At 59.2% G+C, this 19,385-nt stretch carries 20 protein-coding genes; 11 read left to right on the top strand and 9 right to left on the bottom strand.

What is annotated here, in order from left to right; translation table 11 throughout:
• Window positions 1–305 precede the first annotated feature (305 nt).
• The 3 genes from AC4PS7_RS28190 to AC4PS7_RS28180 are packed head-to-tail and all read left to right on the top strand — an operon-like array spanning window position 306 to window position 2,909.
• Entirely contained in the window at window positions 306–1,058 is a 753-nt protein-coding gene (locus tag AC4PS7_RS28190) for a TauD/TfdA family dioxygenase (RefSeq protein ID WP_241912278.1), read from the top strand.
• A gap of 55 nt (window positions 1,059–1,113) precedes the next feature.
• Entirely contained in the window at window positions 1,114–1,962 is an 849-nt protein-coding gene (locus tag AC4PS7_RS28185; RefSeq protein ID WP_010206542.1) for an EamA family transporter, read from the top strand.
• A complete protein-coding gene (locus AC4PS7_RS28180; RefSeq protein WP_044287879.1) occupies window positions 1,962–2,909 on the top strand; it encodes a LysR substrate-binding domain-containing protein in 948 nt (315 codons plus the stop codon). Before AC4PS7_RS28185 ends, AC4PS7_RS28180 begins: the two co-directional genes overlap by 1 nt.
• Window positions 2,910–2,954: 45 nt before the next feature.
• Here the strand turns inward: AC4PS7_RS28180 and AC4PS7_RS28175 are convergent, their stop codons facing one another.
• Both AC4PS7_RS28175 and AC4PS7_RS28170 read right to left on the bottom strand, forming a co-directional pair.
• A complete protein-coding gene (locus AC4PS7_RS28175; protein ID WP_492179864.1) occupies window positions 2,955–3,245 on the bottom strand; it encodes a DUF3077 domain-containing protein in 291 nt (96 codons plus the stop codon).
• A 330-nt stretch (window positions 3,246–3,575) separates the two neighbouring features.
• Window positions 3,576–4,523: a LysR family transcriptional regulator gene (locus AC4PS7_RS28170; RefSeq protein ID WP_198832236.1), complete on the bottom strand. Its 948-nt coding sequence runs from the start codon at window positions 4,521–4,523 to the stop codon at window positions 3,576–3,578.
• A 131-nt stretch (window positions 4,524–4,654) separates the two neighbouring features.
• Between AC4PS7_RS28170 and AC4PS7_RS28165 the strand changes: the two genes are divergently transcribed.
• Both AC4PS7_RS28165 and mmsB read left to right on the top strand, forming a co-directional pair.
• A complete protein-coding gene (locus AC4PS7_RS28165; protein ID WP_015885874.1) occupies window positions 4,655–6,172 on the top strand; it encodes a CoA-acylating methylmalonate-semialdehyde dehydrogenase in 1,518 nt (505 codons plus the stop codon).
• A gap of 15 nt (window positions 6,173–6,187) precedes the next feature.
• Entirely contained in the window at window positions 6,188–7,075 is an 888-nt protein-coding gene (gene mmsB / locus AC4PS7_RS28160; RefSeq protein ID WP_044287875.1) for a 3-hydroxyisobutyrate dehydrogenase, read from the top strand.
• Window positions 7,076–7,123: 48 nt separating this feature from the next.
• Here mmsB and AC4PS7_RS28155 read toward each other — a convergent pair whose 3' ends face one another.
• Window positions 7,124–7,468 (bottom strand): cupin domain-containing protein, encoded by a 345-nt coding sequence (locus AC4PS7_RS28155; protein ID WP_010206533.1) that lies wholly within the window; start codon window positions 7,466–7,468, stop codon window positions 7,124–7,126.
• A 385-nt stretch (window positions 7,469–7,853) separates the two neighbouring features.
• Here AC4PS7_RS28155 and kynB point away from each other — a divergent pair, with 385 nt between their 5' ends.
• Complete coding sequence (gene kynB / locus AC4PS7_RS28150) at window positions 7,854–8,504, top strand: arylformamidase (RefSeq protein WP_010206532.1); 651 nt, start codon at window positions 7,854–7,856, stop codon at window positions 8,502–8,504.
• The gene (gene kynA / locus AC4PS7_RS28145) at window positions 8,501–9,358 is read left to right on the top strand and encodes a tryptophan 2,3-dioxygenase (protein ID WP_010206531.1); all 858 of its coding nucleotides are present in this window, start codon (window positions 8,501–8,503) and stop codon (window positions 9,356–9,358) included. The genes kynB and kynA overlap by 4 nt, the downstream gene beginning before the upstream one ends.
• A 157-nt stretch (window positions 9,359–9,515) precedes the next feature.
• Here the strand turns inward: kynA and AC4PS7_RS28140 are convergent, their stop codons facing one another.
• The 4 genes from AC4PS7_RS28140 to antA all read right to left on the bottom strand — a co-directional run bounded on the left by AC4PS7_RS28140 (window position 9,516) and on the right by antA (window position 13,948).
• The gene (locus AC4PS7_RS28140) at window positions 9,516–10,919 is read right to left on the bottom strand and encodes an amino acid permease (protein WP_010206530.1); all 1,404 of its coding nucleotides are present in this window, start codon (window positions 10,917–10,919) and stop codon (window positions 9,516–9,518) included.
• A 72-nt stretch (window positions 10,920–10,991) separates the two neighbouring features.
• Complete coding sequence (antC, locus tag AC4PS7_RS28135; RefSeq protein WP_021492164.1) at window positions 10,992–11,999, bottom strand: anthranilate 1,2-dioxygenase electron transfer component AntC; 1,008 nt, start codon at window positions 11,997–11,999, stop codon at window positions 10,992–10,994.
• A 66-nt stretch (window positions 12,000–12,065) separates the two neighbouring features.
• Window positions 12,066–12,557 carry an anthranilate 1,2-dioxygenase small subunit gene (gene antB, locus AC4PS7_RS28130; RefSeq protein ID WP_010206527.1) on the bottom strand — a complete coding sequence of 164 codons (492 nt, stop codon included), beginning with the start codon at window positions 12,555–12,557 and terminating at the stop codon, window positions 12,066–12,068.
• Entirely contained in the window at window positions 12,557–13,948 is a 1,392-nt protein-coding gene (gene antA, locus AC4PS7_RS28125) for an anthranilate 1,2-dioxygenase large subunit (RefSeq protein ID WP_010206526.1), read from the bottom strand. The genes antB and antA overlap by 1 nt, the downstream gene beginning before the upstream one ends.
• A gap of 312 nt (window positions 13,949–14,260) precedes the next feature.
• On the opposite strand from antA, the gene AC4PS7_RS28120 reads away from it, so the two are divergent.
• Window positions 14,261–15,241, top strand: coding sequence for an AraC family transcriptional regulator (locus AC4PS7_RS28120; protein WP_010206525.1), 981 nt, complete (start codon window positions 14,261–14,263; stop codon window positions 15,239–15,241).
• A gap of 42 nt (window positions 15,242–15,283) precedes the next feature.
• Here the strand turns inward: AC4PS7_RS28120 and AC4PS7_RS28115 are convergent, their stop codons facing one another.
• The gene (locus tag AC4PS7_RS28115) at window positions 15,284–16,159 is read right to left on the bottom strand and encodes a LysR family transcriptional regulator (RefSeq protein ID WP_492179863.1); all 876 of its coding nucleotides are present in this window, start codon (window positions 16,157–16,159) and stop codon (window positions 15,284–15,286) included.
• A gap of 114 nt (window positions 16,160–16,273) precedes the next feature.
• Here AC4PS7_RS28115 and AC4PS7_RS28110 point away from each other — a divergent pair, with 114 nt between their 5' ends.
• The 3 genes from AC4PS7_RS28110 to catA are packed head-to-tail and all read left to right on the top strand — an operon-like array spanning window position 16,274 to window position 18,675.
• The gene (locus AC4PS7_RS28110) at window positions 16,274–17,401 is read left to right on the top strand and encodes a muconate cycloisomerase family protein (protein WP_010206523.1); all 1,128 of its coding nucleotides are present in this window, start codon (window positions 16,274–16,276) and stop codon (window positions 17,399–17,401) included.
• Window positions 17,402–17,413: 12 nt separating this feature from the next.
• Window positions 17,414–17,704, top strand: a complete 291-nt coding sequence (gene catC, locus AC4PS7_RS28105) for a muconolactone Delta-isomerase (RefSeq protein ID WP_492179862.1) — start codon at window positions 17,414–17,416, stop codon at window positions 17,702–17,704.
• A 41-nt stretch (window positions 17,705–17,745) separates the two neighbouring features.
• Window positions 17,746–18,675: a catechol 1,2-dioxygenase gene (catA, locus tag AC4PS7_RS28100; protein ID WP_044287873.1), complete on the top strand. Its 930-nt coding sequence runs from the start codon at window positions 17,746–17,748 to the stop codon at window positions 18,673–18,675.
• 104 nt (window positions 18,676–18,779) lie between these two features.
• Here catA and AC4PS7_RS28095 read toward each other — a convergent pair whose 3' ends face one another.
• Window positions 18,780–19,253: an Lrp/AsnC family transcriptional regulator gene (locus AC4PS7_RS28095; protein WP_003176072.1), complete on the bottom strand. Its 474-nt coding sequence runs from the start codon at window positions 19,251–19,253 to the stop codon at window positions 18,780–18,782.
• Window positions 19,254–19,385 lie beyond the last annotated feature (132 nt).

The raw sequence follows: 19,385 nt of genomic DNA, 5'->3' as shown, positions 1-19,385 counted from the left end.
AGAAGTCTGCCATGACGAATCTTGATGGCTAGGCTGACGAAGTTTCGCTTTTTCGCAAAGGGTGGGCTTAGTTAAATGGCCGCTCCAAGTAACCACCGTAAAGGACTGCGATGAGCATAAACGTCAGTAACTTCCGCCAAGAGGTTTTTAAAACTAGGCTTTCACACAGTGCTTTTAATGAGCTGTTGAGCGCAAGAGCGTTGTTCGAGTCTGAAAGTCAGGGAATTCGATTCGATACCAAAGCCGCGCACATCAATCCTCTACAATCACCCGTCCTGAGCAAGGAGCTAGATAGAATCCGAACCATGATCGATCATGAAAGCCATGTTTTGATTCTTGATGGCTTTAAGGTCGACAAACTTTCGAGTTTCAAATCGCTGATATGGACATTTGGTTCTCTACTCGGTGTGCCAATGGTGCAGAACCATCTCGGTCATAAGGTGATTGAGGTTTATGACAGGGGCGGTAAGAGCATTGAAGATGGTGCGAGATACCATCAAACCCGCCAAGGTGCCTATGTGCACAACGATGGAGTGAGCGACCCGTTGCCTATCGATTACTTGATACTGGCGTGCGGACAAAAAGCGCTTTTGGGAGGTGAGAGCATTCTGATTGATGCAAGCGCGGTATACGCGGAGCTGATGGCGTTTCCAGAAATACTGGAAGAACTTAAATGCGACTTCTTTTTTGAAAACCGCGGCATGTCAGATGAGGAGCAGTTGTTCAAAGCGCCTATCCTGAGTTTTTCCGATGAAGGTATTCCACTGGTCAGATACTTTCGCGTCTACATTGAGTCCGCTCACCTTAAGGCGGGAGTGCCATTAACCATGGCCCAATCCCAAGCGCTAGACTTTCTGGACACCGTTCTCGATCAGTCATCGGTTCAGCATCGAGTGTTGCTGGAACCAGGGCAGGTACTCATTTCAGCCGATAACAAGTTTCTCCATACCCGCACGCACTTTATAGATATGAATATTCCACGTTGTGTGATTGATGATGGCGAGTCCTTGAACGATCTAAATCGCTACATGCTACGGATGTGGTTACGCAAACAATGATGCCTCGAGGCGCCTAACTTACATCCCCCCCTCTATCCGCCATAAGCCGAACCCCATGGAAAACTCCGATATCGCGATCACGCTGGTCCTGATCTCTGCCTTTATGCACGCCACTTGGAACGCCGTAGTCCGTGCCGGTAGCAGTCGCTTCATGACCTTGGCCATGGTGGATGGCACCGCGCTGGTGATATGCCTGTTGGCGTTGCCGCTTGTCAGTGTACCGAGCCTGGAAGTAGGGGGTTATATCCTCGTCTCCGTGGTACTCAATACGGTCTATCGATTATTTCTGATCAAAGCGTACGAAACGGGTGACTTCGGTCAGGTTTACCCGGTGATGCGTGGGGTACCGCCGGTATTGGTCGCGCTGTTTTCCTACTTTCTGTTGCATGAACAGTTGTCAGTTCAGGCACTGGTGGGTGTGTCGCTGATATGTGTGGGAATTATCAGCCTGACCTTTGTGCGTCGGATGACGGCGCAGATGTTCAAGCCGATCCTGATGGCGGTGTGCGCTGGAGCGTTTATCGCGTCTTACACTGTAGTGGACGCCAAAGGTGTAAGAACCAGTGAGACGGTGTTGCAGTACATCGTCTACCTGACGGTGTTCCAGAGTATTCCGATCCCACTGCTGGCGTTTTCCAAAGAGCGCTCGGCTTTGGCTCAAGCGATACGTGGGCACTGGCGAGTCGGCCTATTAGGCGGCGTTTTTTACTTGGCGTCCTACGCATTGGTGTTGTTTGCATTGTCGCTGGACGCGGTGGCCAAGGTCTCAGCGCTGCGGGAAACCAGTGTTATTATCGGCGCCATTATTGCCGCGCTGTTCTTTCATGAACGGTTCGGTTGGCGACGGATGCTGTCGGCATTCGTCATTGTTAGCGGGATCATCTTGATCAAAGTGAGCACCTGATGGCTCAGCGTCCGCCTCCCACACCGATGCTTCAAGCGTTCGTCAGCGCTGCGCAAACCGGTAGTTTTGCGCGTGCGGCTTCTGACCTTAACCTCACTGCCAGCGCCATTAGTCATCAAATTGCAGGCTTGGAGGAATGGTGGGGCGTGCAGTTGTTTGAGCGGCATTCACGCGGCGTCAAGCTGACGCCAGCGGGGCAAGCCTTGTTGCCGGTTACCGATGGCTTTTTCAAGGCGCTGGATGGGGTACTGCAATCGCTCAACCCCGGTAAATCCCGACCGTTGTACCTCTCGTGCACGTCTTCTCTCTGCTCGACATGGCTAATCCCCAGGATGCATGGGTCGCACACAGAGGCCTCGTTCAACCTCGATCTGGTGTTGACTAGCGCCGATATGAACAGCACCAGCCTGGAAGCTCATCAATACGATGTCGCGGTGGTGATGGGGTACGGCGATTATCCGGATCACCATGTTGAATTGCTGATGTGCGACGCGGTATTTCCCGTTTGCTCGCCAGAATTTCTGCGGTTGAAGGGGGATATTTCACTGGAGGATGTCGCCCGGTACCCGCTGATTCATCGGGTGGACGATCAGGTGTGTCCGGGGTGGGAAAGCTGGTTTGCGTTTCAGGGGTTGGCGGCGCCGCCTTATCACCATGGGCCGCGATTTCCGGATTCGAGCCTGGCGATCAGTCTGGCGGTGAAGGGCACAGGCATTGCACTGGGCAGGACTGCGTTGGTATATGACCTATTGGCAGACGGCGCGTTGGTTGCGTTGAAAAGCCCCGTGATGATGTCGCCAGCGGCGTACTACATCATCTGTCAAAACGGCCGGCAGTTAGAGCCGGATATCGCTCGGTTGATTGAATGGCTCAAGACCAGTGCGAATAAGTTTTTGCGCGAAGTTCGGGCTCGGTATCCGCAAATTGCCGGGGCTGGTGCGATTTAAATGTAGGAAGGAGCAAGGCTCCTCCCGCATTCGAACGGTATTCGCTTACCGGCCCGGTGTCATCGCCTGCGTCAGGTCATCTACCACGGCCTTGCCCATTTCAAACAGGTAATGCGCAGCCCATGCGTATTGCTCGCCGCGGACATCCATGGCGGCTTCCATCGCGAGTTTCTTGGAGTAAAAAAGTAGGGTGGAGGCGTGTTCCAAAGCTTCCTCAATCGGCATGCCGGCGTTGACGCGGAACAGGGGTTTTTGGTTTTCGCCGTAGTCGCCGAAGGTGACGACGCCGAGGGTGGAGATGGAGGAGATCGGTGGGTCGGGGACGATTTTAGTCATGACGATTGCTCTCTGCTGAAGTAGAGCCGCCACATCACATCGCTAAACATGAAGAGGGTGGCAGCTGTGTGCAGGTTAGCGATCCGGGCCAGGAGCACCCCGGGTAGACTCGAAGGTCTCCAGCACACAGCCACCATAAAACGTTAAAAGCGGGCAAACGCCGGCTGATAGTGTTGGGAGCGGTGACACGCCTGAAGCCCGGATCGCTAAACCCGATCGCTGATGTACAGCGAAGTCAGGAGGCTAGTGACCCAGACGATAGGGCGCAATAGGGTGGAGAGTCTCTAGGAAACGTCCTGCAATTTAAAGCGAATCGTCGTTGATGGCCCTTTAATCCGCAAACCGTATCTCCCGCGTCTCCCCCATCAACAACCCCTGATTCTGCTCAGTCACCTCGCGGATGTAATCCCACAACAACGTAATCCGTTTCAGCTTCCTCAAGTCCTCTCGGCAATACATCCAGAACTGCCGCGTAATCGTAATCTGCTCCCCCAGCACTGGCAGCAGCTGTGGGTCCTGCGCCGCGAGAAAACACGGCAATATCGCCATCGACCGCCCTTGCTGCGCCGCCACGTACTGCGCGATCACGCTGGTACTGCGTAGGCTGGCGCTGGCGCCGGGCACCACGTTCGCCAGGTACAGCAGCTCCGAACTGAACGCCAGGTCATCCACATAGCTGATAAACGGATGTTCGGCCAAATCGGCGGGTTTGCGGATGGGCGGGTGTTGGTCCAGATAGCCCTGGGTCGCGTACAGCTGCAGTTTGTAGTCGCACAGTTTGCAGCACACATAGGGCCCGTGTTCCGGGCGCTCCAAGGCGATGACGATGTCGGCTTCGCGCTTGGACAGGCTGATGAAGTGGGGCAGGGGCAGGATGTCCACCGAGATGGCCGGGTAGGTGTCGACGAAGTGGCTCAACTGCGGAGTGACGAAGAAGCTGCCGAATCCTTCGGTGCAGCCCATGCGCACGTGGCCGGACAGCGCCACGCCGGAGCCGGAGACTTGCTCGCAGGCCATGTGCAGGGTGCTTTCGATGGACTCGGCATAGCCCAGCAAACGTTGGCCTTCGGTGGTGAGGACGAAGCCGTTGGTCCGGGATTTTTCGAACAGCAGGGTGCCGAGGGACACTTCCAGGGAACTGATACGCCGCGACACCGTGGTGTAGTCCACCGCCAGGCGCTTGGCGGCCACGCTGGCCTTGCGGGTGCGGGCCACTTCGAGGAAAAACTTTAGGTCATCCCAGTTCAGGGAGCCCAGCGACGTGATGTTTTTTTGCATATTGGTCCGGCTTTTATGTGCGTTCTTATTAGAGATTTGCACATCTATACTCCAAAAACTGTCCGAACGCCTCATTCCCAAGGCGGTTTACGCGCCTTGTCTCTGCATAACTACAAGATTCTGGAGACCACATGAACGCATCTGCCGATATTTCCGTGCAACAGGTCAAGTTGCTGATCAACGGCGAGTGGGTCGAGTCCAAGACCACCGAATGGCAAGACATCGTTAACCCGGCCACTCAAGAGGTGCTGGCCAAAGTCCCGTTCGCCACTGCCGATGAAGTCAACGCTGCCATCGACGCCGCCCATCGCGCCTTCCAGACCTGGAAGCTGACGCCGATCGGCGCGCGCATGCGCATCATGCTCAAGCTGCAAGCCTTGATCCGCGAACATTCCAAGCGCATTGCCGTGGTGCTCAGCAATGAGCAGGGCAAGACCATTGCCGATGCCGAGGGCGATATTTTCCGTGGCCTGGAAGTGGTCGAACACGCTTGTTCCATCGGCACCCTGCAAATGGGCGAGTTCGCTGAAAACGTTGCCGGTGGCGTCGATACCTACACCCTGCGCCAACCCATCGGCGTGTGCGCCGGCATCACCCCGTTCAACTTCCCGGCGATGATTCCGCTGTGGATGTTCCCAATGGCCATCGCCTGCGGTAACACCTTCGTCCTCAAACCGTCCGAACAGGACCCGCTGTCGACCATGCTGCTGGTGGAACTGGCGCTTGAAGCCGGTGTGCCGGCCGGCGTGCTCAACGTGGTGCACGGTGGCAAGGATGTGGTGGATGCGCTGTGCACCCATAAAGACATCAAGGCCGTGTCCTTTGTTGGCTCGACGGCTGTGGGCACTCACGTCTACGACCTGGCCGGCAAACACGGCAAGCGTGTGCAATCGATGATGGGCGCCAAGAACCACGCGGTGGTACTGCCCGATGCCAACCGCGAACACACCCTCAATGCTCTGGTCGGTGCTGGTTTCGGCGCAGCGGGCCAGCGTTGCATGGCCACCTCGGTGGTGGTGCTGGTGGGCGCGTCCAAGCAGTGGCTGCCGGACCTCAAGGCGCTGGCGCAGAAGCTCAAGGTCAACGCGGGCAGCGAAGCCGGTACCGATGTGGGCCCGGTGATCTCCAAACGCGCCAAGGCACGTATCCTGGAGCTGATCGAAAGCGGCGTGAAAGAAGGCGCCAAGCTGGAGCTGGACGGCCGCGACATCAAGGTGCCGGGCTTCGAGCAAGGCAACTTTGTCGGCCCGACCCTGTTCTCGGGCGTGACCCCCTCCATGCAGATCTACACCCAGGAAATCTTCGGCCCGGTGCTGGTGGTGCTGGAAGTGGCGACCCTCGATGAAGCCATCGCACTGGTCAACGCCAACCCCTTCGGCAACGGCACCGGCCTGTTCACCCAGAGCGGTGCGGCGGCGCGCAAGTTCCAGAGCGAAATCGACGTGGGTCAGGTCGGTATCAACATCCCGATCCCGGTGCCGGTGCCGTTCTTCAGCTTCACCGGTTCGCGCGGTTCCAAGCTGGGCGACCTCGGCCCGTACGGCAAGCAAGTGGTGCAGTTCTACACCCAGACCAAAACCGTCACCAGCCGTTGGTTCGATGACGACACGGTCAACGATGGCGTCAACACCACCATCAACCTGCGCTGATACCGGGAGACGATCATGAAGATTGCATTTATCGGCTTGGGCAACATGGGAGCACCCATGGCCCGCAACCTGATCAAGGCCGGCCACGCGCTGAACCTGTTCGACTTGAACCAGACGGTACTCAAGGAGCTGGCCGAGCTTGGCGGCACTGTCAGCGACTCACCGCGTGATGCGGCGAAAGGCGCGGAGCTGGTGATCACCATGCTGCCGGCGGCGGCGCATGTGCGCAGCGTGTGGCTGAATGAAGACGGCGTTTTGGCCGGCATCGGTAAAGGCGTACCGGCGGTGGATTGCAGCACCATCGACCCGCAAACCATCCGCGACGTAGCGGCTGCTGCGGCCAAGCAAGACGTAGCTGTGGCCGACGCGCCAGTCTCCGGCGGCACCGGCGGCGCCCAGGCCGGCACGTTGACCTTCATGGTCGGCGCCAACCCGGAACTGTTCGCCACCCTGCAACCGGTGCTGGCGCAAATGGGCCGCAACATCGTGCACTGCGGTGAGGTGGGCACCGGGCAAATCGCCAAGATCTGCAACAACCTGTTGCTGGGCATCAGCATGGTCGGCGTCAGCGAAGCCATGGCCCTGGGCGATGCGCTGGGTATCGACACGCAAGTGCTGGCGGGAATTATCAACAGCTCCACCGGGCGTTGCTGGAGTTCCGACACCTACAACCCATGGCCGGGCGTGATTGAAACCGCGCCGTCGTCACGTGGCTACACCGGCGGGTTCGGTGCCGACCTGATGCTCAAGGATTTGGGCCTGGCCACTGAAGCGGCGCGCCAGGTGAAGCAGCCGGTGATCCTGGGCGCCGTGGCCCAGCAGTTGTATCAATCGATGAGCCAGCGTGGGGAAGGGGGCAAGGACTTCTCGGCGATTATCAACAGCTATCGCAAGCCCAAATAGGGCGTGTTCCGGGGGCCTGCCTGTGGCGGGCTCCCGGTTTTTTGCGGCTCAAGCAAACACAAAATACTTACGCACTGTTTCGACCACTTCCCACGTCCCCTTCATCCCCGGCTCCACCACGAAGATATCCCCAGCCCGCAAGTGAATCGGCTCCAGGCCTTCCGGCGTGATGATGCAGTAACCTTCCTGAAAGTGGCAGTATTCCCACTTCACATAGTCCACGTACCACTTGCCCGGGGTGCAGATCCAGGTGCCCATGATCTTGCTGCCGTCTTCGCTGGTATAGGCGTTAAGGTTGACGGTGTGCGGGTCGCCTTCGAGTTTTTCCCACTTGCAGGCATCCAGGACCGGCAGGGGGTGGGTGTCGCGCAGTACGGTAATGGGCTTGGACATGATGTCTCCAGGGCAGGGAATGGAAAGATCCACCCTAAGGCCTCGGGCGTTGCGCCAGTGGTCTGAACTCGACATCGGGATGCCCAGAAGCGCAGGGGAGTGCGACTCTTTGGGCACCGTGCAGTCCATGTGGGAGCGGGCTTGCTCGCGATTGCGGTGTGTCAGCCACACATACATTGACTGACTTATCGCATTCGCGAGCAAGCCCGCTCCCACATTGGTTCTTCAGTGGCTGAGCCACCGTGCCGGAATGATATATCTAAGCGCCTACACGCCCATTCTTCGCAGTAAGTGCGAAAGATTTCCTGCTTCACGCCAGAATTCGCAAGAAAATTCGCAGCCGGCCCTCGTATCATTCACTCCAGTAACCGCCAAGAGCCTTGAAATGAACCCAATAAAAACGTGGTGGGATATCAGCCCGCCCTTGAGTACGGCGACCCCGACCTGGCCGGGGGATACGCCGTTCCAGGAAGAGCGCGTGTGGCAGTTCGGCCCGGAGTGCCCGGTGAATGTCGGGCGTATCACGCTGTCGCCACATACCGGCGCCCACGTGGATGCGCCGCTGCACTACAGTGCGGACGGCGCGCCGATTGGCGAGGTGTCGTTGGACGTGTACATGGGCCCGTGCCGGGTGTTGCATTGCCTGGACAGCGGCGCGCTGGTGCAGCCGCATCAGCTGGAAGGCCGTGTGGATAAGTTGCCCGAGCGTGTGCTGCTGCGCACTTATCCACAAGCGCCACTGACTGAATGGGATTCGAACTTCACCGCCGTCGCCCCGCAAACCATTGAGCTGCTGGCGAGCCTGGGCGTGCGCTTGATTGGTATCGACACCCCATCCCTGGACCCGCAGCAGTCCAAGACCATGGATTCCCACAACGCCGTGGCGCGCCATGGCATGGCGATTCTCGAAGGCATCGTGCTCGATGATGTACCGGAAGGCGACTACGAACTGATCGCCCTGCCGCTGCGTTTTGCCAACCTCGATGCCAGCCCGGTCCGCGCAATCCTGCGCCCGCTCAAGGAGCCCACGCGATGAGCCAATGTCCTTTCTCTGCCGACTACCAACCGCCTGAAGAGTGGCACAACGCCGAACTGAATTTTTCCGAGTCCATGAGCTACGGCGATTACCTGGACCTGGGCAAAGTCCTCAGCGCCCAGCATCCGCTGTCGCCTGACCACAACGAAATGCTCTTCATCATCCAGCACCAGACGTCCGAGCTGTGGATGAAGTTGATGCTCCACGAGCTCAAGGCCGCCCGCGAACACGTGCGCCTGGGCGAGCTGCCGCCGGCGTTCAAGATGCTGGCGCGGGTGTCGCGGATCTTCGATCAACTGGTGCACGCCTGGGCGGTGCTGGCGACGATGACGCCGTCGGAGTACAAGTCGATCCGCCCGTTCCTGGGGCAATCGTCGGGGTTTCAGTCGTTCCAGTACCGCGAGATTGAATTTATCCTCGGCAATAAGAGCGCGGCGCTGTTGCGGCCCCACGCCCATCGGCCGGAGCTGTTGAACGAGTTGAAAGTGGCGATTGCCACGCCGTCGCTGTATGACGAGGCGATCAACCTGATGATCCAGGCCGGCCTGGCGATTGATCCGAAACGCGCCGAGCGCGACCCCACGGCGGCGACGGTTCACGATGAATCGGTGGAGGCGGCGTGGCGCGAGGTGTATCGCGATCCGAGCCGGTATTGGGACCTGTATCAGTTGGCCGAGAAGTTTATCGACCTGGAGGACTCGTTCCGTCAGTGGCGCTTCCGCCATGTGACGACGGTGGAGCGGATCATCGGCTTCCAGCCCGGCACTGGCGGCACGGAAGGTGTGGGGTATTTGCGCAAGATGCTCGATACCGTGCTGTTCCCCGAACTCTGGCGAGTCCGCTCCACGCTCTAAGCAAAAAGCCCCGGATTACCGGGGCTTGTTGTTTTGACATGCAATCAACTGTGGGCGCTGGCTTGCCTGCGATGGCATCCTCTGGGTCTTACTGTGAACCGAGTCGCCTGTATCGCGGGCAAGCCCGGCTCCCACACAAGCCGGGCTCCCACAGGTATCACTGTGCGTTGACGACCGCGTGACTTCTGCGGACCCGCAACCGATACGCCACGTAGATAATCCCCACCCACACCGGCATCGCATACACCGACTCGCTGATGCCTGGAATCGCCAGCATCACGCTGATGATCATCACCATGAACGCCAGGCACAGGTAGTTGCTGAACGGGAACCAGAAGGTTTTGAACGACGGCGTCACGCCTTGTTCACCCATGGCTTTGCGGAACTTGATGTGGGTGATGCTGATCAGCGCCCAGTTGATCATCAGCGAGGCAACCACCAGCGCAAACAGCAACTCCAGGGCACTCTGCGGCGCCACGTAGTTGACCACCACGCACAGCATCGTCACCAACGCCGAAATCGCCAGGGCGCGGATTGGCACGCCTTGCTTGTTGAGCTTCATCAGCGATTTGGGGGCGTCGCCTTGCTCGGCCAGGCCGAACAACATGCGGCTGTTGCAGTACACGCCGCTGTTGTACACCGACAGCGCCGCGGTCAGCACCACGAAGTTGAGGATGTGTGCGGCGGTGTCGTTACCGATCAGCGAGAAGATCTGCACGAACGGGCTACCGCTGTAGGCATCGCCCGACGCGCCGAGGGTTTGCAGCAGTTGGTCCCACGGGTACAGCGACAGCAGCACGGTCAGGGCGCCGACGTAGAAAATCAGGATCCGGTAGACCACTTGGTTGATCGCTTTCGGGATCACTTTACGCGGCTCGCTGGCTTCGGCGGCAGTGATGCCCACCAGCTCCAGGCCACCGAACGAGAACATGATGAACGCCATGGACATCAACAGCCCCATGCCGCCATTCGGGAAGAACCCGCCGTGGCTCCACAGGTTGCTCACCGAGGCTTGCGGGCCGCCGGTGCCGCTGAACAGCAGGTAGCAGCCGAGCACGATCATGCCGACAATCGCTACCACTTTGATGATCGCAAACCAGAACTCGGTTTCACCGAAGAACTTCACGTTCAGGGTGTTGATCAAGTTCACTGCGACAAAGAACACCAGCGCACTGACCCAGGTTGGAATGTCCGGCCACCAGAACTGGATGTACTTGCCCACGGCCGTCAGTTCAGCCATGCCCACCAGGACGTAAAGGACCCAGTAGTTCCAGCCCGCCAGGAAGCCTGCGTAGCCGCCCCAGTATTTGTGGGCGAAGTGGCTGAACGAGCCGGCCACCGGCTCTTCGACGATCATCTCACCGAGCTGGCGCATGATCAGGAACGCAATGAAACCGGCAATCGCGTAACCCAGGATCATCGACGGCCCCGCCGACTTGAGCACCCCGGCCGAGCCGAGGAACAACCCCGTGCCAATCGCCCCTCCCAAGGCGATCAGCTGAATGTGCCGGTTCTTCAGGCCACGCTTGAGGCCTACCGGGTTAACCATGTCATCCGCCATTAACATTCCCTTCTACTTGTTTTTCTCAGGGTTGAGTGCACGCCGCATCAGCCCCTCAGAAGTGCTGAGGGGTCAGATATTACTCTGCGTAAACTTTTCGTAATACAACTGAACGCCATCAAGTGCCTGATCCGCCAGCCATTGCTGGATGGATTCGACCATTGGCGGGGGGCCGCACAGGTACATATCCGCCGAACCGTCCCGCAATTCGGCCAGGTCGAAATGCTCGGTGAGGTAGCCGCGTTTACCAGACCACTCTTCTGAAGGTGCGCTGAGCACTTCGGTGTAGCGCAAGTTTGGGATTTTCGCGGCATAGGCCCGTATGCGCGCTGCTTCGCATAAGTCCTCGGCACCGCGCACGCCGTAGTAGAGGTGCACCGGTTGCTCGCAACCATTGGCGGCCAGTTGGTCGAGCATACCCAGCAAGGCCGATAACCCGGTGCCGCCCGCCACCAGCACCAATGGCTGAGTGACGTGGCGCAGGTAGAAGGCGCCGAGTGGCGCTTCCATCAACAGCTCGTCACCCACCTGGCAGCGCTCGCGCAGGTAATTGCTCATCACCCCGTCGGGCAGCAGACGCACCAGGAATTGCAGGTGATTGCCTGGCAGGTTGGCGAAGGAATAGGACCGCCAACTGTCCGTGCCAGGCACTGACAGGCGCGCGTATTGGCCGGGCAGGAAATCCAGCGCCTGATCCAACTGCACCTGCAGGATCGCCGTGCTGGCTGACACCTGCTCCACTGCGCTCACGGTGCCCTTTACCTGAACCGGGCCGGGCGCATTGCACAGGCTCGAATCAAAGTCGAAGTAAAACGTAGCGTCGGACTTCACCCGCGTCTGGCAACTGAGCATCTTGCGCTGTTGCAGGTCGAGGCTGGACAGGGCTTCTTCGTCCACATAGTCCTGGCTGTAATCGCCAGACTCGCAACGACCCTGGCAAGTACCGCAGACGCCTTCGCGGCAATCCAGGGGGATCTTGATGCCGTTGCGCAGCGCGGCATCCAGCAGGATTTCGTTGGCACCCACCGGAAAGAACAGGGTCTTGCCGTCGGCAAAACTGAAGGCCACTTTGTGATTCATGTGTTGCTCTCCGCGTATGTATGACGCGCGCACCCTGTGGCGAGCGGACTGGCCAAAAAGGCGCGTTTAAAGATGATAAAAATCCAGCACCGAGTTGATGGTGTCGTTGAGCAGCAGCGCATGCTTGCGGGTGATCAACCAACTGTCGCCATCGGGTTTCAGGCGATAGGTGGCGTGGCCATAGAACTGCTCCGACGTGGCCAGGCGATAGAACAGCGTGTGCCAGTTCAGTCGCACCTCCAGCGTGCCATCCGCCTGCTCGGCGATGCGCACGTTGTTGATCAGGTGCAAGGTGCGTGGCATTGGTGTGGCCGACGCGGCTTTGCCGGTGCGCAAGCGGAACACGCGGTCTTCCAGGCCCGAGCGGTTGGCGTAATAGATCAACGACATCTCGCGCTTGGGGTCGCGGGTGTAGACGTGCTCCGAGTCCCACTGCGGCAGGTGGAACTCGCTCTGCGGGTCGAACAACTGCACATAGGCGTCCCAGTCCTGGGCGTCGCACAGCTCGGATTTGCGGTAGAAGAACTGCTCGATCTGATACTGCAATTGCGCATTCATCACTTCACCTCCCGCAGTGTCAGCGCTTGCCTGTCCAGGCCATTGAGCAGGAACTGCTGCCAGTTGCGATGCTGGTTCACGTAGAGGCCTTCATGGGTGAATTCGGTGCCGGTCATGGCCGGCTGGATGCCGATGGCTTCGCTGTTCGGCGTGGGCCCGGTTTCCCAGCGGTGGCTGCCGCGTGAGATGTCGCTCCAGCGCTCCAAGCGGCCCTGGAACCCGCGCTGGGCTTCGCGAAACTCCACCAGGTCGTCCGGCGTGCCCATGCCCGATACGTTGAAGAAGTCCTCGAACTGGCGAATACGGTTTTCGCGGTCCGCGTCGGATTCGCCCTTCACCCCCAGGCATTGGCTGATGATCTCGGTCTTGTTCCACGCCACCGGGCGGATGATGCGCAGTTGCGAGCTGATCTGGTCGAGGAAGAACAGGCTCGGGTAGATATTCAAGTTGCGCAGGCGGTGCATCATCCACTCGGCTTTTTGTTGGCCGTGTTCTTCCACCAGGCGCGGCATGATGGTCGCGTAGCCGGAACGCACGCTGGGGTTGGGCATGTCACTGAACAACACACTGTGGCCATTGTTGAAGGCGAACCAACCGTCGTCGGTGTTTGCATCACCCGCGCCGAGTTTGCTGTAGTCCAGGGTGCTGCCTGCGCCCGCGCCATTCTCGGTGTTCACCTGCTGGCGATGCTGCACCGTGGCCACGTAGTTGTAGTGCACAGTGCTGACGTGATAACCGTCCAGGCCGTTTTCGTTCTGTAGCTTCCAGTTGCCGTCGTAGGTGTAGGCGGATTTGCCCGGCAGCACTTCCAGCTCGCCGGTGGCGGACTGGGCGACCATCATGTCGAAGAACACTTTGGCGTCGCCCAGGAAGTCTTCCAGGCTGTCGGTGCCAGCCACATCCAGGCTGATGAACACGAAGCCTTTGTAGCTCTCGATACGCGCCTTTTTCAGCCCGCGCGTGGCCTTGTCGAAACCATCCGGGTACTCCCCCGGCGCCTTGACCTTTACCAGCCGGCCGTCGCTCTTGTAACACCAGGCATGGAACGGGCAGGTGAAGGTGGACTGGTTACCCTTGCCGACCCGCGTCAGGGTGGTGCCGCGATGCTGGCAGGCGTTGATCAGCGCATTGAGTTGGCCTTCGCCGTCGCGGGTGATGATCATCGGCTGGCGGCCGGCGCGCATCGTGACGAAGTCGTGGTTATTCGCCAGTTCGCTTTCGTGGCAGGCGTAGATCCAGTTCTTTTCGAAGATCAGTTCCATCTCCAGATCGAACAGCTGCGGCTCGGTGAACATGTCGCGGGCGATACGGAACACTTCATCCGCCGGGCGAAAATCCAGACAACCTTCGATAAATGTTTTCCACTGCTCGACGCTTCTTGCACCACTCATGGGAGGCACCTTTTTGATAGGGGCTAATCGGTGGTCCATTAGAGGCAGCGGGGCGGGGTGCGGGCTATCCGCTTAGTGGGGGAACCTGCGCCGGATAATTGGGCAGCAAATACCCAACCCGGTGCAGTGTGGTGATGGGATGCGCTACTGTCTTGTCGGGCAATGGCCGGAAAAACCGCTTTCTTATCCATTTAGTCGACCAATGCTATCCACCCGCTGGCCATTGCGCTGGCGTGGCGCATTATTTGCTGTCGAACAACAACGACGCGCCGCCAGAGCGCGCAACAGCCTAACCGCCGTGGGTGCATCCTGATGAGCAGCCAAACGATTCAACGCTTCGACCTTGAAGGCGCCCGCAGCTGGATGTCCGGGATCTGCGGGCCCCATCGCCTCGCCACCGCCACGCCCGAACGCCTGCGCTTTCACCACAGCGCCAATGTGTTCAAGTCCCGCGCCACCACCCTGGGCGTGATCGAATACGGCACCGATGTGACCATCGACATCGAAGACGCCGAGCACTTCAGCAGCTACAGCCTGAGCCTGCCCCTGGTGGGCGAGCAGGAGTTGAGCAAGAACGGCGAGCGCCTGAGTTCCAACCGCGACCAAGGCGTGATCATTTCACCCAATGAACATCAGGTGCTGGCGATTTCCGGCGATTGCCGCAAGTTGCAGGTGGTGATCACGCGGGCGGCGATGGGGGAGTCACTGGAAGGTTTGCTGCAACGGCCGATTGATGCGCCGTTGCGCTTCGAGTCGGTGATGGACGCGGTGGACGGCGCCTCGGCGGCGTGGTGGCGCATGGCGCGCTACTTCATTGCGGAGCTGGAACACGGCAGCGAGTTGTATGAACAGCCGGCGTTTACCCGCGACCTGGAAAGCTCGCTGATCAAGGGCCTGATCCTGGCCCAGCCGAACAATTACTCCGAAGAACTGCGCGATATGCTCGGTGTGAAACTGCCGCATTACCTGATCCGTGCGCGCCAGTACATCCATGACAACGCTCGGGAAGCCGTGCACCTGGAAGATCTGGAAGCGGCTGCGGGGGTGTCGCGGTTCAAGTTGTTCGATGCCTTTCGCAAGTACTTTGCCCTGTCGCCGATGGCCTATTTGAAGAAGCATCGGCTTTCTGCGGTGCGCCAGGAAATCCTCGAGCACGGCTCTACCCGCACCATTTCCGAAATTGCCCTGGGCTGGGGCTTTACCCACCTGGGGCGATTTTCGGCCGAATACCGAAAACTGTTCGACGAATCCCCCAGCCAGACCCAGCAGCGCAAACGCATGCGCAGTATCTGAAAACAATGAAGGTCAAACTGTGGGAGCGGTGTTTCGGAGAAATCAGATCAGTTCTTCCACCAGTTGCAGGCAATGACTGAGCCCCGGCGATTGATCATTTACCCGCCGGCTGAGAATGATCGGCGAGGTCGCGGTGGCCTCCACCACCGGCGTGTAGCCGATGTCCGCCCGGTGCAACACCTGCACCGAGGCAGGCACCAGCGTCACGCCGATCCCGGCGCCGACCAGGCCGATGGCGGTTTGCAACTCGTTGGTCCACTGCGCCACCTTGAGGCTCAAACCGTGGGCATCGAACAGCGCAATTACATGGTCGGCATAGCTGGGCCGTGGGTTACCGGGGTAGAGCACAAAGGGCTCGGCGGCCAGTTGAGCGAGGGTGGCGGGCGCGTCCAGCAAGGGGTGTCCGGCGGGCAACACAGCCACCAGCCGATCCTCCACCAGCACCCTCTGGACGATGGCCGGGTCGTCGATGCGTATCCGCCCGAAACCCACATCAATCCGCCCGGCCTTGAGCGCTTCGACCTGTTGCAAGGTGGTCATTTCCGACAGCCCCAACTCCAGCTCCAGTGTCTCATGCGTGCGCAGCCGTCGAATCAGTTCCGGCAACACGCCGTACAGCGTCGACGGTGCAAAACCGATGCCCAGCCAGGTCTTTTCACCCTGGCCGATGCGTCGCGTGTTGTCGCAGACCTTGTTCAGTTGTTCCAGCAGCACAGTGGCGTGTTCATAGAAAAACCGACCGGCCTCGGTCAGCCGCAGCGGTCTGCTACGTTCAAGCAGGATCACGCCCAACTCGTCCTCCAATTGCTGGATCTGCCGGCTCAATGGCGGCTGGGCGATGTGCAGGCGTTCGGCGGCGCGGGTGAAGTTGAGGGTTTCCCCCAGCACCTGGAAATAGCGCAGGTGACGCAGTTCCATAACGGTTCCTTTCATACCTTGAGGGTATTGCTTGAGACCCATTCTATATTGGAAGCCTTTAAAAATAGGGCACAAAATCGGCTCAAATCTATAAAGAACCCAACGGGTATTGCCATGCCGATTTGCGCCATCGAGTCGATCGACACGATCATCGTCGACCTCCCCACCCTTCGCCCGCACAAGTTGGCGATGCACACCATGCAGAACCAGACGCTGGTGATCATCCGCCTGCGCTGCGCCGACGGTATCGAAGGCATTGGCGAAGCCACCACCATTGGTGGCCTCAGTTACGGCAACGAAAGTCCTGACAGCATCAAGGTCAACATTGACCGTCACTTCGCGCCCCTGTTGATCGGCCAGGACGCCAGCAATATCAACGCGGCCATGTTGCGCCTGGAGCGCAGTATTCGCGGCAACACCTTTGCCAAGTCCGGTATCGAAAGCGCCTTGCTCGATGCCCTGGGTAAACGCCTGAACCTGCCGGTCAGCGAACTGCTCGGCGGCCGTGTGCGCGATGCCTTGCCGGTGGCCTGGACCCTGGCCAGCGGCAACACTGAAAAGGATATTGCCGAAGCGGAAAAGATGCTCGACCTGCGCCGCCACCGCCTCTTCAAGTTGAAGATTGGCGCGGGTGAGGTCAGCCACGACCTGGCTCACGTGATCGCGATCAAAAAGGCCCTGGGCGACCGCGCCAGTGTGCGCGTCGATGTCAACCAGGCCTGGGATGAAGCGGTGGCACTGCGTGCATGCAAAGTGCTCGGTGACAACGGAATCGACCTGATCGAACAGCCTATCTCACGCAACAACCGCGGCGGCATGGCGCGGCTCAACCTGTCGAGCCCGGCGCCGATCATGGCAGATGAGTCCATCGAGTGTGTCGAAGATGCCTTCAACCTGGCCCGCGAAGGCGCGGCCTCGGTGTTCGCCCTCAAGATCGCCAAGAACGGCGGCCCGCGTGCCGTGTTGCGTACCGCCGCGATTGCCGAAGCGGCCGGCATCGGCCTGTACGGCGGCACCATGCTTGAAGGCGGCATTGGCACCCTGGCCTCGGCGCATGCCTTCCTCACGCTGAACAAGCTGGCGTGGGACACCGAACTGTTCGGCCCGTTGCTGCTCACCGAAGACATCCTCACCGAGCCGCCGGTGTACCGCGATTTCCAGCTGCATGTCTCCACCGCACCGGGCCTGGGCCTGGCCATCGATGAAGAGCGCCTGGCGTTCTTCCGTCGTGACAAACACTAAGAGGCGCCTGCCATGTTGTTCCACGTAAAAATGACCGTGAACCTGCCCCTCGACATGAACCCCGAGCGTGCAGCGGGCCTCACGGCTGAAGAAAAAGCGTTGGCGCAGCGCCTGCAACAGGAAGGCAAATGGCGCCACCTGTGGCGCATCGCCGGGCACTACGCCAACTACAGCGTGTTCGATGTCGACAGCGTGCAGGAACTGCACGACCTGCTGATGCAACTGCCGCTTTACCCCTACATGGCCATCGAGGTGAACGCCCTGTGCCGTCACCCTTCGTCGATCCATGAGGATGACCGCTAGGCCGGTATTCACCTTAATAACTACAAGATGAGGAATGCACCATGTCCATCCGCCTGTCCCAGACTGCCCATGCCCAACAGTTTCTTGAAGAAGCCAGCGGCAACCTCAACGACGGTGGCAATCCGCGTACCAAAGCGCTGATCTACCGGATCCTGCGTGACACCGTGAACATCATCGAAGACCTGGAAGTGACCCCGGAAGAATTCTGGAAGGCGGTCAACTATTTGAACGAGTTAGGCAAGCACCAGGAGGCCGGACTGCTCGCCGCCGGGCTGGGCCTGGAACATTACCTGGACTTGTTGATGGACGCTGCCGATGAGGAAGCCGGCAAATCCGGTGGCACTCCGCGCACCATCGAAGGCCCGTTGTATGTGGCCGGTGCGCCGCTGTCGAAGTACGAGGCACGGTTGGATGATGGCAAGGACGACGCGGTGCCGCTGTTCATGCGCGGGCAGGTGCGTGACACCGAGGGCAAACCATTGGCGGGGGCGATTGTGGACGTGTGGCAGGCCAACACGGCGGGTACTTACTCGTGGTTTGATCCGACGCAGTCCGAGTTCAACCTGCGCCGACGCATCGAGACCGACGCACAGGGCAACTACCGATTCCGCAGTATCGTGCCGTCCGGCTACGGCTGCCCGCCAAGCGGGCCGACCCAGCAACTGTTGGATCAACTGGGGCGTCACGGGCAACGGCCAGCGCATATCCACTTCTTCATTTCGGCGCCGGGGCATCGACACCTGACCACGCAGATCAACCTGTCGGATGACCCGTACCTGCATGATGATTTTGCCTATGCGACGCGGGATGAGTTGATTGCGCAGATCCGCTTCAGTGACGATCCACAGCTGGCGCGGGAGTTCGGTGTGGAAGGGCGGTTTGCGCAGATTGATTTTGACTTTGAATTGCAGGTGGCGGATGCGCCGGTAGAGCAGAAGCGCATGCAACGAGTGCGCGCCCTCGAAGACTAAACGCGGTTAAAAATATGGGAGCTGGCTTGCCTGCGATGACGAGGGTGAATGCACCCTAGCTATCGCAGGCAAGCCAGCTCCCACAGGGGGTTGTGGTGTTGGCGCTATTTGCGGACGACCAGGTCCAGCACCTCATCCCGATCCTTGATCTTCTGCAACACAATCTCCGAGCGTATATCCATCACGCCCGCCGTGCGGTTCAGGTGGTTCACGATAAAGTCCGAGAAGTGCTTGAGGTTGCGTGCCTGCACCCGCAGCACATAGTTGCTGGCGCCGGTGATCACGTAGGCGCTGGCCACTTCCGGCCAGCCCTGCACCTTCTTGATGAATGTCTCGTGCCAATCCTCCACATCCTGGCGCAAGGACAGGTGGACGATGGCCTCCAGCTCAATCCCCAATTGCTCCGCATTCAGCACCGCGCGGTAACCGCTGATGATCCCCTCGCTTTCCAGCAGGCGCAGACGGCGCAGGCAGGCGGACGGCGAAAGCGCGACTTTTTCCGCCAGTTCCTGGTTGCTGATGCGGCCATCCTGTTGCAGGAAATGCAGGAGGCGCAGGTCGGTGGCGTCGAGAATCATGGTTAGAATAAATCCGCGTGTTTGGGGGGTAAATTCGAATTTCCTACAGCTTAATTAGCCTGTTGCTACTCACTTTGCACGAAAATTCTCTAAAACTTCGTTCATTATTTGGTCCATTCTTACTTATAAAAA

It is taken from the genome of Pseudomonas sp. DW-iso3, from assembly GCF_058725305.1.
Note: the sequence above shows the minus strand (reverse complement) of the source record. Positions and strands in the feature narration are given on the sequence as shown.

Coding starts and splice junctions, on each gene's coding strand:
- AC4PS7_RS28165 (WP_015885874.1), top strand. CDS start 4,655: ATGAACGCATCTGCCGATATTTCCGTGCAACAGGTCAAGTTGCTGATC.
- AC4PS7_RS28185 (WP_010206542.1), top strand. CDS start 1,114: ATGGAAAACTCCGATATCGCGATCACGCTGGTCCTGATCTCTGCCTTT.
- catA (WP_044287873.1), top strand. CDS start 17,746: ATGTCCATCCGCCTGTCCCAGACTGCCCATGCCCAACAGTTTCTTGAA.
- AC4PS7_RS28140 (WP_010206530.1), bottom strand. CDS start 10,919: ATGGCGGATGACATGGTTAACCCGGTAGGCCTCAAGCGTGGCCTGAAG.
- kynB (WP_010206532.1), top strand. CDS start 7,854: ATGAACCCAATAAAAACGTGGTGGGATATCAGCCCGCCCTTGAGTACG.
- AC4PS7_RS28180 (WP_044287879.1), top strand. CDS start 1,962: ATGGCTCAGCGTCCGCCTCCCACACCGATGCTTCAAGCGTTCGTCAGC.
- AC4PS7_RS28175 (WP_492179864.1), bottom strand. CDS start 3,245: ATGACTAAAATCGTCCCCGACCCACCGATCTCCTCCATCTCCACCCTC.
- AC4PS7_RS28120 (WP_010206525.1), top strand. CDS start 14,261: ATGAGCAGCCAAACGATTCAACGCTTCGACCTTGAAGGCGCCCGCAGC.
- antA (WP_010206526.1), bottom strand. CDS start 13,948: ATGAGTGGTGCAAGAAGCGTCGAGCAGTGGAAAACATTTATCGAAGGT.
- AC4PS7_RS28190 (WP_241912278.1), top strand. CDS start 306: ATGATCGATCATGAAAGCCATGTTTTGATTCTTGATGGCTTTAAGGTC.
- antC (WP_021492164.1), bottom strand. CDS start 11,999: ATGAATCACAAAGTGGCCTTCAGTTTTGCCGACGGCAAGACCCTGTTC.
- AC4PS7_RS28155 (WP_010206533.1), bottom strand. CDS start 7,468: ATGTCCAAGCCCATTACCGTACTGCGCGACACCCACCCCCTGCCGGTC.
- mmsB (WP_044287875.1), top strand. CDS start 6,188: ATGAAGATTGCATTTATCGGCTTGGGCAACATGGGAGCACCCATGGCC.
- kynA (WP_010206531.1), top strand. CDS start 8,501: ATGAGCCAATGTCCTTTCTCTGCCGACTACCAACCGCCTGAAGAGTGG.
- AC4PS7_RS28095 (WP_003176072.1), bottom strand. CDS start 19,253: ATGATTCTCGACGCCACCGACCTGCGCCTCCTGCATTTCCTGCAACAG.
- catC (WP_492179862.1), top strand. CDS start 17,414: ATGTTGTTCCACGTAAAAATGACCGTGAACCTGCCCCTCGACATGAAC.
- AC4PS7_RS28110 (WP_010206523.1), top strand. CDS start 16,274: ATGCCGATTTGCGCCATCGAGTCGATCGACACGATCATCGTCGACCTC.
- AC4PS7_RS28115 (WP_492179863.1), bottom strand. CDS start 16,159: ATGGAACTGCGTCACCTGCGCTATTTCCAGGTGCTGGGGGAAACCCTC.
- antB (WP_010206527.1), bottom strand. CDS start 12,557: ATGAATGCGCAATTGCAGTATCAGATCGAGCAGTTCTTCTACCGCAAA.
- AC4PS7_RS28170 (WP_198832236.1), bottom strand. CDS start 4,523: ATGCAAAAAAACATCACGTCGCTGGGCTCCCTGAACTGGGATGACCTA.